The organism is Schaalia sp. 19OD2882 (assembly GCF_018986735.1).
Lineage (GTDB): Bacteria > Actinomycetota > Actinomycetes > Actinomycetales > Actinomycetaceae > Pauljensenia.
Genome location: NZ_CP065521.1, coordinates 401,487 through 417,801 on the forward strand (window position 1 = coordinate 401,487; position 16,315 = coordinate 417,801).

General features: G+C 68.8%; 15 protein-coding genes. 10 read left to right on the plus strand and 5 right to left on the minus strand.

The window, feature by feature from the left end; all coding sequences use genetic code 11:
- Positions 1–106: 106 nt before the first annotated feature.
- Positions 107–790: a hypothetical protein gene (locus I6B53_RS01685; protein WP_216764563.1), complete on the plus strand. Its 684-nt coding sequence runs from the start codon at positions 107–109 to the stop codon at positions 788–790.
- A 69-nt stretch (positions 791–859) separates the two neighbouring features.
- Here the strand turns inward: I6B53_RS01685 and disA are convergent, their stop codons facing one another.
- From disA to I6B53_RS01705, 4 genes are all read right to left on the minus strand, one after another.
- On the minus strand, positions 860–1,930 hold the full coding sequence (gene disA, locus I6B53_RS01690; RefSeq protein ID WP_216764564.1) for a DNA integrity scanning diadenylate cyclase DisA: 1,071 nt from the start codon (positions 1,928–1,930) through the stop codon (positions 860–862).
- Between the two features lie 42 nt (positions 1,931–1,972).
- Complete coding sequence (gene radA, locus I6B53_RS01695; RefSeq protein WP_216764565.1) at positions 1,973–3,349, minus strand: DNA repair protein RadA; 1,377 nt, start codon at positions 3,347–3,349, stop codon at positions 1,973–1,975.
- Positions 3,350–3,425: 76 nt separating this feature from the next.
- Positions 3,426–4,094, minus strand: a complete 669-nt coding sequence (locus I6B53_RS01700) for a TrkA family potassium uptake protein (RefSeq protein WP_216764566.1) — start codon at positions 4,092–4,094, stop codon at positions 3,426–3,428.
- Positions 4,095–4,197: 103 nt separating this feature from the next.
- Positions 4,198–5,622: a TrkH family potassium uptake protein gene (locus tag I6B53_RS01705; RefSeq protein ID WP_253953991.1), complete on the minus strand. Its 1,425-nt coding sequence runs from the start codon at positions 5,620–5,622 to the stop codon at positions 4,198–4,200.
- A gap of 402 nt (positions 5,623–6,024) precedes the next feature.
- Between I6B53_RS01705 and I6B53_RS01710 the strand changes: the two genes are divergently transcribed.
- The 6 genes from I6B53_RS01710 (at position 6,025) to I6B53_RS01735 (ending at position 12,127) form a co-directional block, all read left to right on the plus strand.
- Positions 6,025–6,243 (plus strand): helix-turn-helix domain-containing protein, encoded by a 219-nt coding sequence (locus I6B53_RS01710; protein ID WP_216764568.1) that lies wholly within the window; start codon positions 6,025–6,027, stop codon positions 6,241–6,243.
- Positions 6,244–6,331: 88 nt separating this feature from the next.
- The gene (locus tag I6B53_RS01715) at positions 6,332–6,430 is read left to right on the plus strand and encodes an AURKAIP1/COX24 domain-containing protein (protein WP_003792170.1); all 99 of its coding nucleotides are present in this window, start codon (positions 6,332–6,334) and stop codon (positions 6,428–6,430) included.
- A gap of 315 nt (positions 6,431–6,745) precedes the next feature.
- Positions 6,746–7,414 (plus strand): histidine phosphatase family protein, encoded by a 669-nt coding sequence (locus I6B53_RS01720; protein WP_216764569.1) that lies wholly within the window; start codon positions 6,746–6,748, stop codon positions 7,412–7,414.
- A complete protein-coding gene (locus I6B53_RS01725) occupies positions 7,411–8,505 on the plus strand; it encodes an o-succinylbenzoate synthase (RefSeq protein ID WP_216764570.1) in 1,095 nt (364 codons plus the stop codon). Before I6B53_RS01720 ends, I6B53_RS01725 begins: the two co-directional genes overlap by 4 nt.
- A 127-nt stretch (positions 8,506–8,632) precedes the next feature.
- On the plus strand, positions 8,633–10,351 hold the full coding sequence (menD, locus tag I6B53_RS01730) for a 2-succinyl-5-enolpyruvyl-6-hydroxy-3-cyclohexene-1-carboxylic-acid synthase (protein WP_216764571.1): 1,719 nt from the start codon (positions 8,633–8,635) through the stop codon (positions 10,349–10,351).
- A gap of 84 nt (positions 10,352–10,435) precedes the next feature.
- Complete coding sequence (locus tag I6B53_RS01735; protein WP_253953923.1) at positions 10,436–12,127, plus strand: S1C family serine protease; 1,692 nt, start codon at positions 10,436–10,438, stop codon at positions 12,125–12,127.
- A 72-nt stretch (positions 12,128–12,199) separates the two neighbouring features.
- On the opposite strand, the gene I6B53_RS01740 is transcribed toward I6B53_RS01735, so the two are convergent.
- Positions 12,200–13,534: an isochorismate synthase MenF gene (locus tag I6B53_RS01740; RefSeq protein ID WP_216764572.1), complete on the minus strand. Its 1,335-nt coding sequence runs from the start codon at positions 13,532–13,534 to the stop codon at positions 12,200–12,202.
- Positions 13,535–13,620: 86 nt separating this feature from the next.
- Here I6B53_RS01740 and I6B53_RS01745 point away from each other — a divergent pair, with 86 nt between their 5' ends.
- From I6B53_RS01745 to I6B53_RS01755, 3 genes are all read left to right on the plus strand, one after another.
- The gene (locus tag I6B53_RS01745; protein ID WP_216764573.1) at positions 13,621–14,355 is read left to right on the plus strand and encodes a demethylmenaquinone methyltransferase; all 735 of its coding nucleotides are present in this window, start codon (positions 13,621–13,623) and stop codon (positions 14,353–14,355) included.
- 237 nt (positions 14,356–14,592) lie between these two features.
- A complete protein-coding gene (locus tag I6B53_RS01750) occupies positions 14,593–15,873 on the plus strand; it encodes a geranylgeranyl reductase family protein (protein ID WP_216764574.1) in 1,281 nt (426 codons plus the stop codon).
- Between the two features lie 64 nt (positions 15,874–15,937).
- Positions 15,938–16,297 (plus strand): NADH-quinone oxidoreductase subunit A, encoded by a 360-nt coding sequence (locus I6B53_RS01755; protein ID WP_216764575.1) that lies wholly within the window; start codon positions 15,938–15,940, stop codon positions 16,295–16,297.
- Positions 16,298–16,315: the final 18 nt, after the last annotated feature.

Here is a 16,315-nt window from a genome sequence, read left to right on the forward strand (position 1 = left end):
ACCTTCGGCAGGTGCCGCCCCGCCCTCGCCGCCGTGCAGTGAGCGCCACATGCTGCTCCCGCGAGTCAACGCGCCCTCACCGGCTCCGCCCGGTAGCGTCGGATGCATGCCGTCCTCGCCCCGCCCCACCGGTCGCCCCAGGAAAGGCGCCTCCTCCGAGCGGCGCCAGCGCCGCGCCGCCCCGGTCAACCTCTGGCCCAGACGCATTGTCACCGGCACCGGACTGGTCGTGGTCGTGGCCCTCGTCATGTGGGGGCTCTGGGCACTGGTCAACCTCGGTGTCCAGGCGTGGCAGGACCACAGCAACGCCGACTTCGAACCCTCCGGCGCAGGCACGCATCTCACCAAGGACGGGTGGGTGGGCGCCAATGGCGTGACCACCGTGCCGGAGTGCACACCGCAGGACCTGCACGTGAAGACCGTCGGTGCCCCCAGCGTCAACGTGGGAGCCGGCCAGGACTTGACCGTCACCCTGGAAAACGTCGGCAAGTCCGCATGTCACCTGCTCTTCGGGGCATACAGCCTGCAGATCACATCCGGGCAGGACACCTACTTCGACTCGCGTGCCTGCCAGGACCGCGACCAGAGCGCCACACCGCTGCTGTTGCGCCCCGGGAGCGCCTGGACCGGGACAATGCGCTGGGACGGGCGCCGCCATGACGGATGCACGCCGGTCGATGCCGACGGCGCCGACGGGCAGGACGTGGCGGGGCCCGGCACCTACTCGGCACTGGTGCACGTGGGCGAGACGCAGGTGGCAGGCGATCCCGTCGTCTTCGACATCAAGTGAAGGCCGTGCCCGGGCACGAATGCCCCCGGGAGGTCTGCCGGGGGCAGCGTTTGAAGCCGTCGTCCGGGCTCACCAACCGACGATGCCGGAGGACGCCATCGCGTACTGGTGCTCAAGGGACTCCTGGATGAGCTTGGCGCGGTACGGGCCGATGCCTTCGATGGCCTGCAGGTCTTCGGGGCTGGCATCGCGAAGCTCTGCCAAGGTCGTCCAGTGCTCGGAGATCTCCTTGATGACACTCCACGGAAGGCGTGGCACCAAGGACAGGGCCCGAACCCCACGCGGCAGGATCGTGCGGTCCAGGTCGGCCACGTCGAAGACGCCCAGGCCCAGGACATTCGCGATCGCCGACAGGTCCACGATCTTCTCCGCCGCCATCTCGGAAAGCTGCGCCTCCACCGAAGCCAGGCCGGCGGGCTCACGCACGTAGTCGCGAAGAACAAGTGCGCGTTCGGAAGCAGAACCACGCACCAGGTCATCGACCTGCAGGGCCAGAAGGCGTCCGCCCGAACCGAGCTCCTCCAAGTACCCGTTGATCTCGGTGTTGATGCGCCGGATCATCTCCATGCGTTGCATGACGGTGGCCACGTCGCGCACGGTTGCCGCATCGCGCATCTCCAGGACGGTCAGGGTCTGCAGGACCTCGTCCAGACGCTGGCAGTAGCGGTCCAGGGTGTCCACTGCCAAGTTGGCGCGCGAGAGCAGGGCTTCGGGCTCTTCCACCAGGTGGTGGTGGGTGCCCGCATAGATCGAGATCATCCGCATCGAGGCCGACAGCGACAAGACGGGCACACGCAACTGGCGGGCCGTGCGCTGGGCGGTGCGGTGCCGCATGCCGGACTCGTCCGTGGGAATGTCCGGGTCGGGCAACAATTGCACATTGGCCTTGCGGATGCGCCAGTTCTCGATGTCCAGGACCACCGCCCCGTCCATCTTGCACAATTCCCTCAGACGAGAAGCCGTGAATTCCACGTCCAAGTCGAAGCCGCCCGAACAGACGGCCTCGACCTCGGGTCCGTACCCCAGGACGATGAGGGCGCCCGTGTGGGAACGCTGGATGCGTTCAAGGCCCTCACGCAGCGCCGTCCCGGGGGCAACGGCCTGGAGGGCGGCGCGCAGCATGGCGGTGTCCGACGACATCTGTCCAACCTCTCGATGCGTGGGGCAGCAGACACTCGGAGTCTACGCCAGGGCCACCTCGAACGCCGTGAGCAGGTCCGGCACGGGAACCGGTGTGATCCCCTTGACGGGTCTGAGGTCCTTGAAGGACCCCACGGGCACCAGGGCGTGGCGGAAACCCAGACGAGCCGCCTCGCGCAAGCGCTGCTCCACCCCCGTGCACGATCGGACCTCGCCGGTCAGGCCGACTTCTCCGATGGCGACGGTGTTGGCGTCCACACTTTGCTGCGTCCACGAGGAGTACAAGGCGATGGCCATTGCCAAGTCCGCTGCAGGCTCATTCGTGCGCGCGCCACCCACCGTGGACACGTAGGCGTCCATCTGGTGTGAGGGAATCCGGGTGCTCGCCTGCAGGACGGCCAGGACCATCGCCATTCGCGAGCTGTCGACACCCGAGGTGGCCCGGCGCGGAGAACCCCCCGGAGCGTCGGTGACCAGCGCCTGGATCTCGGTGGGGATGGGGCGGCGACCCTCCAGACTCACCGTGGCGCACGATCCCGGACGGGGCATCTCGCGACTGGACAGGAACAGCCCTGACGGATCGGGCAGACCCACCAGGCCGGTCTCCTTCATCTCGAAACAACCGACCTCGTCAGTGGGACCGTAGCGGTTCTTCACCGAGCGCAGCATGCGCAGGCTGGAGTGCCGGTCGCCCTCGAATTGACAGACCACGTCCACCAAGTGCTCCAGGACGCGCGGCCCGGCGATCCCGCCGTCCTTGGTCACGTGTCCGACCAGCAGCACCGGCACATCGCGGGTCTTGGCGAGGCGGATGAGTGCCTGTGCGACCGCCCGCACCTGCGTGGGGCCACCCGGGGTGCCCTCGGCCTGGGTCGCATGGATCGTCTGGACCGAGTCGACCACCAGCAGGCTGGGTCCGGTGGTCTCCACTTGACCGAGGATCGTCGCCAGATCCGCATCGTCGGAGAGCAGCAGGGCCGGGTCCATGGCGCTGATCCTCTCGGCGCGCAGGCGCACCTGGGCGCACGATTCCTCCCCCGTCACGTACAGCACGGGGCCCAGATCCTCCATACGCGCCCGACCGGCCATGCGGGAGGCGACTTCCAACAGCAGCGTGGACTTGCCGACACCCGGCTCACCCGCCAGCAGGATCACCGCCCCCTGGACGACTCCGCCTCCGAGGACCCGGTCGACCTCGCCCTCGCCCGTGCGGCGCACGCGAGCCCGGTCGGCCCTGACCCGGGCGATGGGCAGGGCGGGCGAGGACGGGGTGCGAGGCGCCGGCACCAGCAGCGAGTTCGCGTCCGGCACGACCTCGTCCAATGTGTCCCACGCGCGGCATTCGCGGCACTGGCCCACCCACTTGGGTGAACTCCACCCGCATTCGCGGCACCGATGAACGGGCTTCCCCTTCGCCATGACCACACCGTACAGGTGGCCACCCACATCCGTGTGCGCCGGTCACGGGGGGCGGCCAGGGCGGGAGGTGGTGCGCTCAGGGACGGTGCGCGAAATGCTCCAACAGACGCCCGTCACCCGAGACGATGATGACGTCCTCGGCGTTGATGCGCGTCATGGCGTTGGCGTACTCGAAAGGCTCCCCCGGGCGCAGCAGGCCAAGGACGTTCACGCCATAGCGTCCCACCAGGTCCAACTCGGCCAAGGTGAAGCCCTGGACCTCCTTGGGAGGACGCAGCTTCATGATGGCGAAACCGTTCTTCTCCATCTCGATGTAGTCCATCATTCGCCCACCCACCAGGTGCGCGGTGCGCTGACCTGCGTCGAACTCCGGGTAGACCACGTGGTGGGCGCCGATGCGGCGCAGGATGCGGCCGTGCTCCCGGGAGACCGCTTTGGCCCAGATGTTCGAGATGCCCACGTCGACCAGGTTCGCCGTGATGAGGACCGAAGCCTCCAGGGAGGTGCCGATGCCGACCACCGCCGAGCGGAACTCGCGCGCGCCGACCTGTTCGAGGGCCTCCATGGAGGAGGCGTCGGCCTCGACAAGGGGGAAACGGCCGGCGAACTGTCGCACGATCCGCGGGTCCTTCTCCACCGCCAGGATCTCGTAGCCGAGTTTCTCCAGGGTCACTGCCACCGCCGAGCCGAAGCGTCCCAGTCCGATGACCAGCGTGCCCGACGAAAGGTCCTTGTCCTCTGCCATGCGGGCCATTGTCCCACCAATGCGGGGCGGCGTGCGGCGCCCTCGTCCCCCGGGTCGCGTGCCCCGCCCTCATCCCCTTCGAAGGAAGGGTCGACCGCGCGGGTCAGCCGATGATCGGACGCTCTTCCGGCATGCGGATCACGCGTGAGCGCTCGCGGATGGCCAAGGCCGCCGCCATCGTCATCGACCCGGTACGACCGGCGAACATGAGGGCGACCAGCGTGTACTTCGCCATGGGTGGCAGCGACGCGGTGATCCCGGTCGACAGTCCCACCGTGGCGAAGGCCGACACCGATTCGAAGAGGATGACGTCCAGCGAGTAGTTCGTCATTGACAGCAGCAACACCACCGACACCCCGACCAGGGCCGACCCGAGGATCGTCACCGAGACCGCGACGCGCACGGCTGTCGGCGGAATGCGCCTGCCGAAGGACTCGATGTCCTGGTCGCCGCGCGCCTCGGCCAGAACCGCCAGGACCAGCACTGCGAAGGTCGTCACCTTGATGCCACCTGCGGTGGAGGCCGAGCCGCCGCCGATCATCATGAGGAGGTCCTGGACGAAGTGGGTCTGTGGGTACATGACTCCGACATCCAGTGAGGTCAGGCCGGACGAGCGCGTGTTGACCCCCGCCAGCATGACGTTGAGTGTCTTGGAAACGGTGTCCAGGCCTCCCAGCGACTGCGGGTTGGTCCACTCGGTGAGGGCGAAGAGCAGGGACCCGGCGAATGCCAGGACGACATAGGTGAGCAGCGTGAGTTTCGTGTGGAGCGTCCACTTGTTGGGTGTGCGCCAGCGTGCCCACACGTCCTGGACCACCGGGAATCCGACGGCGCCGGCCACGGTGCCCACGATGATCGGCATGAGCATCCACCAGTCGGAGGCGTACGGTCCCAGGCCTCCGACAAGGATGACGAATCCTGCGTTGTTGGCCACGGAGATCGCCATGAATGCCGCTTGCCAGGCCGAGTCGACCAGCGAGTGGTCGGGCAGCAACAGGAACCTGGGGAAGAAGGCGAGGAAGAGCAGCACTTCGACCGCGGACGAGGTGACGATGACGGCGCGCAGCAGGCCGGAGAGTTGGCTCATGTCGTCCTGGCCGGTCTCGTGCGCAGTCAGCAGACGCTGTGTGAGTCCCAGGTGTCGCGACACGGCGATGCCGAGGATCGAGGCCAAGGTCATGACTCCCAGGCCGCCGACCTTGATGCCCATGGCGATGACCACTTGCCCGAAGGGTGTCCATTGGGTGGCGGTGTCCACCGTGGTCAGGCCTGTCACGCACACGGCGGAGGTGGCGGTGAACAGCACGTCGACGAATGCGGGCGGGCGTTCGCTGGCCGAGGCGATGGGCAGTGAGAGCAGAGCGGTCTCGATCGCGATGATCAGCGCGAAGACGACCACGGCAAGGCGGGCGGGCGAGTGTCGGGCCTCGTAGGTGAAGCGTGCGCGCAGGGCCTCCAGGCGGGTGGGGGTCAGTTGGGGGACCGTGGGCCCGTCGACAACAGTGACCTGCGAGGACGGTTGGTTCATGTCCTCGGGGCGCAAAGGTGTGTAGGCGTGGGACGCAGGACGAGGGTGGTGTGTGGGCAGCAGATGTCTGCGCAGCGCATCGCGCAGGCCTTTGCCGCGCCGGGGATGTGATGCGTGTGACATTTCGGCTCGTCCGGTTCTTTCGCCAGGGATGTCCAAGTTTCGGGACGGGGACAATCCTAGGACTATGAGGGTGGGGCGCCGGGTTTCAGCGCACTGTGGGCTGGGGGCGTCGTGATTCCCCGGCTCCAGGAGGGGTGCGGTGCGAGTGGGACTCAGGGAAACGCGTGGGACAAAAGTTGCTCTTGGGGCCCCACCTAGTCTTATCATTGAGACGAGGCCCCTCAAGTGCGGACGATCGGTTCCGGCCGCCTCGCGCCAGTTCTTCGTTGGGAGTCGTCGATGGATCAGAAGTCCGCCCCGCGCTTCATGACCGTGTCGGAAGTGGCGGACCTCATGCGTGTGTCCAAGATGACCGTCTACCGCCTCATCCATTCGGGCGAGATGCCTGCGATCCGTGTGGGCAAGAGCTTCCGTGTCCCCGAGGCCGCAGTGGGCCAGATCCTCAGTGCTGGTCTGGTCGACCAGAGCGATGACAGGGCTATGGGCATCGGCGGGTAACATGTCTGCAATGTGCCCCGCGGGCATGTGAGGACAACAGCGGTAGGACCTCTGCCGCGCAGGAACGAGTGAACGAGGGAGGAACCCCATGGGCTCCGTCATCAAGAAGCGCCGCAAGCGCATGGCAAAGAAGAAGCACCGCAAGTTGCTCCGCAAGACGCGTCACCAGCGCCGCAACAAGAAGTGAGACGTGACGCCCGCAGCGCCCTTTCGGCGCTGCGGGCGCATCGTGTGGACACCTCGGGGCAGGGCCCGACCTCACGGTCGTGCCCTGCCCTCCGCTTTTGTCTCTCCTGCGCCACCCCTGGCACCCGCGCAAGGTGGGCGGCGTGAGGGCCCATTGTGTGCGCAATGGGCCCAAGGAGGGCCCGATGCGCCGACCGCCGGACACGGGATGGACGAATCTCGACAAGTGACCGACGAATCTCACCGAGGGACGGACGAATCTCGCGGGGATGGGGCGGCGAAGTGTGCGAATGGGTTGAGGTGGGACAATCAGGTCATGACGACGACGATCATCCATCTCATGCGCCACGGGGAAGTCGACAACCCTCAGGGAGTCCTCTACGGGCGCCTGCCGGGATTTCGCTTGACCCGCCGCGGACACGAGATGGCCAGAACCGTTGCCGCAGCCATGGCCCGCCAGGACAGGGACGTCGTCGCCGTCATCGCCTCGCCGCTGCTGCGCACCCAACAAAGTGCCGCCCCCGTCGCGCGCGCCTTCGACCTGCCCGTGGACTCCGACCCGAGGCTCATCGAATCCGACAACGTCTTCGAAGGCTTGCCGGTCAACTCCAGACGATGGCAACTTGCCCACCCGAGCAACTGGCGGCACTTCCTTCGTCCACTCGAACCTTCGTGGGGAGAGCCCTACGCGGCGGTGGCCTCACGTATGCGCGCCGCCGTCTCCGACGCACTGCAGCGCGCCCGCGGGCACGAGGCCGTCCTGGTCTCGCACCAGATGCCCATCGTCACCCTCACCAGATTCGCCGAAGGCAAGCCCCTGGCGCATTCGCCACTGTCGCGGCGCTGCTCCTTGGCCTCCGTCACCTCCTTCCTCTTCCAGGACTCGACCCTGGTGGGCATGAGCTACGACGAGCCCGCCGCAGCGCTGCTGGCCGACTGTGCGGACATGACCCCGGGCAGCTCCGCGGCCCGCCTCAAGCGATGAACGACCACCACCGCCCCGGCCCCAACGCCTGCCGGGCACGCCTTGCGGAGATCCCCCTGTCCGTGTTGCCTGCCCACGTGCGGGGCGCATTGCCCGGAATCGACCGGATGCTCTTGCACCACACGCCCCTGACCACCAGGTTCCGCGGAGTCACGCACCGCGAAGGGCTCCTGCTGCACGGTGGGCAAGGATGGGCCGAAGCAGCCCCCTTCTGGGACTACGACCCACAGGAATCGGCGCGCTGGCTCACCGGCGCGCTGGTCGCCGCGACCTCGTGGATCCCACGTCCCAAGTGCCGGGAAGTGCCCGTCAACGTCACCATTGCCGTGTGCCAGCCGGATGTCGCACGCCGGCGCGTGCGCGCCTCCGGCGGCTGCCTGACCGCGAAGGTGAAGGTGGCCGATCCGGGCCGGCCCCTGGCCGAGGACGTGGCTCGCGTCGAGGCCGTTGCCGAGGAGCTCGCCGCCTTGGCGCACGGCCGGCCGGCCGGCCTGCGCGTCGACGTCAACGGTGTGTGGGACGTGGACCAAGCGGTCACGGCCCTGGGTGAACTGGACCGGGCCGCCGCACCGGTCGGTGGCCTGGAATACGCCGAACAGCCCTGCTGGGAGGCTGCCGATCTGGCCCGTGTGCGCGCCCGCACCCACGTGCCGATCGCGGCCGACGAGTCGCTGCGCCGAGCCGCCGACCAGTTGGCTGCTGCTCGCGACCTGGCGCGCATTGGAGCCGCTGACGTGGCTGTGGTCAAAGTGGCTCCCCTCGGCGGCCCCGTGCGCGCCCTGGAGATCGCAGCCGAATGCGGCCTTGACGTGGTCGTCTCCAGTGCGCTCGAATCCTCGGTCGGCTTGGCCTGCGCCGCGCAGGTCGCCGCCAGTCTGCCCGGCCGTGTCCGCGCCTGTGGCTTGGCAACCGCACAACTCATGGCCGACGACCCGGCTTGCCCCACCCTTGCGCCGAGCGGCGGGTGTGTGGACATCGCGCCGCGCACTCCCTGCGAGGAGCTGGTGGGCGCCGCTGCCCTGCCCGAGGGCATGATGGAACGATGGCTCACACGCCTGGACCTCATGTCGGCCCACGTGGGGCGCGCCTGAGTGACCGAGCCACTTGGACGTGGGAGGACCGTGCCGGCCGGGCGACTGACCCACGAAGCAACCGAAGAACTCAATGAGTGAACAAGCAGGACGGATGGACCCGCACACCCCAGGACGGGAGGACACCATGGACACGTCTGACCAGGTCGCCGGGTGCTCGCACCCCAGTGAACGCCTGGCGATGACTCTCCTGCGCGCCCTGGCGGGGGCGGGTGTGCGCGACGTGGTCGCCTGTCCGGGTTCGCGCAGCGCCCCCTTCGCCTACGCCCTTGACACGGCGGTCGCCGAAGGCTGGCTGCGTGCCCACGTGCGCGTGGACGAACGCTCGGCAGCATTCCTCGCGTTGGGCCTGTCGCGCGGGTGCCAGGACGGCCCGCTCCCCGTCGCGCTGGTCACGACATCAGGCGGCGCAGTTGCGGAACTCCACGCAGGGGTGGCCGAGGCCGACCACGCTCACATGCCCCTGGTGGTCCTGTCAGCCGACCGCCCCTTCGAGATGCGTGGGGTCGGTGCCAGCCAGACCACCGTCCAACCCGGCATCTTCGGCCCGCACGTGCGTGGGGTGTGGGATGTCCCTGCGGGCTTTGACGAGGACGGCGCCCTCGCCTCGACCATTGCCCGAGCGGTGGCGCTGGCGATGGGTGCCCCCACAGGCACCCCCGGCCCTGTGCACGTCAACGTGGGTTTCCGTGACCCGCTGGTTCCCGCGTGGATCCACGAGGCGGCGAGTGGGGCCGCGATGACGCGCCCCGGTTCGGGTGGCCCGCTGCCCGTTCCCGAGGTGCGCCGCGCAGACCTCGTCCCCACTGCGTGGGAGGAAGTGGTCCGCACCGACCTGCGCACCCTGGTCCTGGCGGGGGACCAGGCCGACCCCGCTGCGCTGGACTGGGCCAGGGCCGCGGGGGTCCCACTGGTCGGGGAACCCTCCAGCGGGCTGCGCGGATCCGAGGTGTGCCTGCCTCACCAGCAGAGCCTGTTGGTCCACCCGGACTTTGGCGGAGGCGTCGAACAGGTGGTCCTCACGGGACGGCCGACGCTGTCCAGGGCCGTGTCAGCGCTGTTGGCGCGCCCCGAGGTGCGCGTGGTCATCCAGTGGTCGCACGCCCAGTGGCCCGATGTCGCAGGCAATGCGGATGTGGTGGTGGCCGCCCTGGCCTCCGCAGTGGCCCCGCACGATGACCTTGCGTGGCCGGCCGCCTGGAAGGAAGCATCCCAGGAGGCCGGTCGGCGCATCGTCGACCTGCTGGAAGGCGCGGAGGCGGATTCCTGGATGCTCGCGGCGGCCAGGATCGTGTGGGAGTCGGCCTGCCCCCAGTTGGTGGTGGGGGCGTCGAACTCGGTGCGGGCACTGGATCTCGTGGCGGGAAGCGGCGGACCGGGTCGCGTGCTTGCCAACCGGGGACTGGCCGGCATCGACGGCACCGTGGCCACGGCGATCGGGGTCGCCTTGGCGGCAGGCGTGCCGACCACGGCCCTCATGGGCGATCTCACCTTCCTTCACGACGTGGGTGCCCTGGCCGTTCCCGCAGGGGAGAAGCGTCCCGACCTGCGCATCGTCGTCATGGACGACCAGGGAGGGTCGATTTTTGCCGCCTTGGAGCACGGGGCGGCGCCACGGGACGTCCATGACCGGTGGTTCCGCACCGCTCAACCCACGGCGCTGGAGCCGCTGTGCCGGGCGCACGGGGCGACGTACCGCTCAGTGGAGTGCGTCACCGATCTGCGCTCGGTGTTGGCCCGGCCAATCCACGGGATCGAGGTCGTCCACCTTCGTGTCTTGGCTGATCCGCAAGGGTTTACGGCGGTGCGGGAAGTATTGCTCGACGGGAGAGGTACTCACAGCTGACTCACAGACGACCTCCAGTGTTCTGTTGAGGGGCAGCGCCACACTTGTTCCATCAACTTGCCAGAGTCCATGAAAGTAGGAGCCATGACTGATCGACAGGATGATCTGGACCCCACTCGCGGGGCGGACCTGGACGATGCGGCCGGACAGGCACGCACCGGTCACGAGGAACCGGAGGTGACGACCTTCGTGCGCCGGGTTCCCGACGAATCCGGACGACCCCAAGGATTCGGTGCCTCGTGGATGCCCTCCGAGAGCGCCCACACGCGCCCGCAGAACCCGGCCCCGGGCGCCCCGCGTCCGTGGCAGCCCGAGGAGTCGCACTCGACGCCCCTCTACTCGCGTGAAGGCGGCTTCGCGCCTCCCGCCCCGGCACCCATGCCGTCGAGCGGCTTCGCGCAGCCCGTGCCGGGACCAATGCCTGTGGTGGGAGGAATGCCACCGGCCGCCGGAGGAATGGCCCCCGGTGGACAGTGGGCGGGCGCTGCCGGATCGGAGCGAGCCGATGCGCCCATGGGCGCCGCTGGGGCCACTGCCACCATGGAGCGCCCCAGGGGTTCGCGCCGACACCGCGGCCCCGGCTGGGTCGCCCTCGGTGTCGCAATGCTCCTGACCGCCGGCCTGTCAGTGGGAGGCACGTTGGCCGTGCAGAACTCCCTCGCATCCCGCGTGGGCACCGACTTGGTCACCGACTCCCCGGCCTCCGGAGGTGCCCACGCCCAGTCGACCTCGCAGACGGTTCCCAAGGTCGCCACCTCCGGGCAGAGCGCCGACTGGCAGGCGGTGGCCAAGGCGGTCTCACCGGCCGTCGTGACGATCAGCGTCGAGTCCTCGGCCTCGGCGGGTCTCGGCTCCGGCGTCATCTACGACGCCAAGGGACTGGTGGTGACCAATGACCATGTCATCGCCAACGCCACCGGCGCCGACGGGAAGATCTCGGTGACCCTGGCCGACGGCCGGATCTTCGCGGCGGAGGTGGTCGGCACCGACCCGAGCACCGACCTTGCCCTGCTCCAGCTCCAGGATCCGCCCGCGGACCTGACGGTGGCGACTTTCGGATCCTCCTCCAGCCTGTCCGTCGGACAGGAGGTGATGGCGATCGGCGCGCCCCTGGGACTGTCGAACACGGCGACCACGGGCATCATCTCCGCCCTGGACCGTCCGGTCGAGGTGGCCTCCTCCGAGTCGCAGACCCCCTCCCAGCCGCAGGGGCGCGGCCTGGGGGGCCTTCCCACCGATCCGGGTGTGGGTCAGGAGCAGGTGGCGAGCCCCGAATCCGTCGTCACGAACGCCATCCAGGTGGATGCCTCGATCAACCCGGGCAACTCCGGTGGGCCGCTCTTCGACGCCAGTGGCGCCGTCATCGGCATCAACTCCTCCATCGCCTCGAATTCGACCACCCAGAACTCGGCCGGTTCCATCGGCTTGGGATTCGCGATTCCTTCCGACCTTGTCAAGAGCGTCGTCGAACAGCTGGCCACCACGGGCAAGGTTCACCACGCGGTCCTCGGAGTCTCCATCAGCACCCGGGCCGTGCAGGTGGACGGGGCCAGCCGCGCCGGAGCCGCTGTGGCCGACCTGACCGCAGGTGGGGCCGCCGCAAAGGCGGGCCTCCAGGTCGGCGACGTGATCCTGGCCGTGGACGGCAAGGAGGTGTACTCCGCGAAGGCGCTCACCGGCTACATCCGCCGCTACTCGGGTGGTGACCAGGTCGAGGTCACATACGTGCGCGACGGGAAGCGCCAGGAGGTCCAGGTGACCTTGGCGGCCAAGTGAGGACGAGGGCGGGGCATTCGCACCCCTGACGCCGGGCGGCCCCCGCCGATGAGGCGGGGGCCGCGTGTCGTCTCAGATTCCCAGGGCCTCCAGCAGGGGCCGCATCTTGGCGCGGGTCTCGGCCAGTTCGGCCTCGGGCACCGAGTCGGGCATGATGCCCCCGCCCGCGAAGACCCGCAGTGAGGACCCGTCTGCCTCGGTCTGTCCGCAGCGAAGCGCGATGCCGAACTCGCCCTCGCCCGCCCCGTCGATCCAGCCGACCGGGCCCGAGTAGCGTCCGCGGCGCGTCTCCTCGAAGGCCAGCAGCAGGTCGAAGGCCAGGGGAGTGGGGGTGCCGCACACGGCCGCCGTCGGATGCAGGGCCGCCACGACGTCCAACACATTCGCATCCCCCAGGACCGCGCGGATGTCGGTGGCCAGGTGCGCCACATTGGGCAGGTCCAGCAGTGTCGGGGTGTCGGGCACCTCCAGGGTCTCCGCCAGAGGACCCAGGGCGCGGGCCACGGATTCGACGGCCAACAGGTGCTCGGTGCGTTCCTTCATGTCGGTGAGCAGCCCTTCGCCCTGACCGCGGGGAGCCGTGCCCGCCAGGACCCGCGAGGTGAGGACTCCGGAGTCCATCGAGGCGAGCATCTCCGGGGTGGCCCCCACCAGCCCGCCGACCGCGAAACCCCAGGTGGTGGGGTAGAGGTCGTGGAGGCGGGTGAGCAGGAAACGCTCGTCCAGAGGGGCGGCCGCGGAGACGACCATGTCGCGCGACATGACGACCTTCGAGGCCACCCCCGTACGCAGGCGCTGGATGAGGCGGCGCACCGAGTCGGTCCACCGGGACTGGCTCATGCGTCCGGCAGCCGTCCACAGTCCTTGGGGCTGGGTCACGGGGTTCCCGGCCCGGCGCTGACGTGCCTCCTCCAGGGCCTCCAGGGGGTCGAGGGCGGGGGCGGCGTCCTCGTCACGATGCGCATTCCCGTCCTGGTCAAGGGTTCCCACGGCGGCGGCGGTCACCACGTGGCGGCCCTCGGGCCCGTCCACGACGCACACTTGGGGGACCACGAGCACCCCCGGGGTGGCCCAGGCGAATCCGAAGGACCCCAGCGCCAGGGGTGCACCCGGCAGCGTCCCGGGGGTCTCGACCAGGGCGGCGCGTCTCACCCGGTCCCAGTGTCGGGCGGCCTCGCGGATCGCGTGGCGGCCGACGACCTCGTCGGTCCAGGCCCTGCCCCACCCGACGATGCTGCGACGCGGCCCTGTCCATCCCAGCACGTCGCGGGGGGCCGGGAGCAGGTCGACCAGCGGCGCATGGCGCTGGGGGTGCGAGTTGGGGAGCCGCACCACGCGCACGTCGATCAGCGGCAACGTCGCCACAGGGTCGGCAGGGGAAATGGGGGTAACGGGTGCGTCCGACATGGACCAATGGTATCTGGGTGCCTGCGACGGCGAGGGCGGGTGAGGCCATTGGTGGCCGAGCGCGGGGCCATGGGAGGATTGCCCCCATGACTTCCCTTCCCGACGGCGGGGCCCCCACCGCAGTGCGGCGCGCCGAACTCGACAAGGTTCCTTCGCAGATCGCCTCGATGTTCGACCATGTGGCCACCCGCTACGACCTCATGAACACGCTGCTGACCGGAGGCATGGACCACGTGTGGCTGGCGGCACTGCGCAACGCGGTCGCCCTTCGGGCGGGGCAGAGGCTGCTGGACGTCGCCGCCGGAACAGGGGCTTCCAGCGCGGCCATGGCGGCCACGGGCGCCCGGGTCGTCGCCTGCGACCTGTCCGAGGGTATGGTCGAGGTCGGCCGCTTTCGTCACCCGGAGCTCCAATTCGTCGTGGGTGACGCCATGGACCTGCCCTTCGCGGACAGTTCCTTCGACGCCGTGACCATCTCCTACGGTCTGCGCAACATTCCCGACCCGGTGCGGGCGCTTCGCGAGATGCTCCGCGTCGTGCGTCCGGGTGGTCGACTGGTCGTCTCGGAGTTCTCCACGCCGACCAACCGCACCTTCCGGAGGTTGTACGAGTGGCACCTCGGACACGTCATGCCGGCCATGGCCAGGATCGCCTCCTCTGATGACGTGGCCTACGACTACTTGGCCGAATCCATCCTCGACTGGCCCGACCAGGTGGGTGTGGCGCGGATGCTTCTGGAGGCCGGATGGGACCGAGTGGCCTACCGCAATCTCACCGGCGGCATCGTCGCCTTGCACCGCGGATTCCGACCGCTTGGGTGAAGTTGGGCGAGGCGATGCGAGGGCGCCGTTCGGCGCCTTCCTTTCGAAGGGAAATTAGGGAAACCTGGCTTTACCCAATTTGCTGTGTGGGGCGCTCCGCCACCGTCGACACTTCCGCGAGATCTCAGGGAAGACCCGGGCCTGTTCGGGGCCACGGGCGGGCAGGTTAGGCTTCCCACTTGGGCCGCCTTGTGTGTGCATGGCGGGGCGCCACATCATTCGACTCGGAGGAGACCAGTGGTTCACGGACTGGGTGAGAAAGCGGCGGCCGATGTGGTCGTCGTCGGCGCCGGCCCCTCCGGCGCCTCCACCGCCTACCACTTGGCCAGCCTGGGAGTCGACGTCCTGCTGCTCGACAAGGCCGCCTTTCCGCGCGACAAGGTCTGCGGAGACGGACTCACCCCCGCAGCCGTGCACGAACTGCTGCTCATGGGAGTGGACACCACGGGCTGGATCCGCAACCGCGGACTCACCGTCATCGGAGGCGGCCACACCGTCCGCATGGACTGGCCCGACCAGAAGTCCCTGCCCGGCTACGGCATGGCCCGCTCCCGAATGGACCTCGACCACGCCCTGGTCGAAAGGGCAGTCCGAAGCGGCGCCCGTCTGCACGAAGGGGTCAGCGTCACCGCTGCCCTGCAGGACGCCTCCGGACGCGTCGTCGGTGTGCGTGCCCGCACCGGCAAGGGCAAGGACCAGGTCGAGACCGAAGTGCGCGCCAACCTGGTGGTCGACGCGGGAGGGGTCTCCGCACGCCTGTCGACCTCACTGGGCATCGAGAAGGACCCCGACAAGCCCATGGGCGTGGCGGCCCGCACCTACTTCCACTCTCCTCGCGGCGACGAGGAATGGATGGAGTCGCACCTGGAACTGTGGGCAGGGGAACCCGGCGCCTCCGACCTGCTGCCCGGGTACGGGTGGATCTTCCCACTGGGCGACGGCCTGGTGAATGTGGGCCTGGGATCGGTGTCCTCCAACGCACGCGCCACCGCCCTGCCCTACAAGCAGGTCTTCGCCGATTGGACCTCGCACCTGCCGCAGGAATGGGGTTTCACCCCCGCCAACCAGGTTGGACCCCTGCGCAGCGCGGCCCTGCCCATGAGCTTCAACCGCAAACCCCACTACACCAACGGATTGCTGCTGGTCGGCGACGCCGGAGGAATGGTCTCACCCTTCAACGGGGAGGGCATCGCGCCGGGGATGAAGGCCGGTCGACTGGCGGCCGGCGCCATCGCCCAGGCGCTGGGCCGCTCCACCCGGGTGGGCGTGGACCGGGCCCTGTCGGCGTACCCGGAGTTCATGCGTGAGGAGTACGGCGGCTACTACACGCTGGGTCGCGTCTTCGTGCGCCTCATCGAGAACCCCAAGATCATGCGCATGTGTGCGACCTACGGGCTGCCGGTGCCCCGACTGATGACCCTGGTGCACAAACTGCTGTCCGACGGCTACGAGCGCAAGGGCGGGGACCTGGACGACCGCCTCATCACGACCCTGTCGAAAGTGGTGCCCAGCGCATGAACACCCCGAAGAGCACACACCGCCAAGGGCCACGCACCCACTCGACCCGAGACCCGGAGGAACGATGACGAATCCCTACGTGCCACTGCTCATCATGGTGGCGGCAGCCTTCCTGTTGGCTGTCGGTGGCCTGGCGGCCTCGGCGCTCCTGGGTCCCAGCAAGAAGTCGCGCACCAAGGCCGACAACTACGAGTGCGGCATCGACCCGCTCTCCGACAACCTGCACGAGGGACGCTTCCCCGTGCGCTACTACCTGGTGGCGATGACCTTCATCATCTTCGACATCGAGGTCGTCTTCATGTACCCGTGGGCGGTGAGCTTCAACATGCTGGGCCTGTTCGGACTGGTCGCCATGCTCACCTTCATCGCGCTGATCACCGTGCCGTACGTCTACGAATGGCGTCGCGGCGGACTGAACTACTGAGAGCAAGGAGGCCAACGC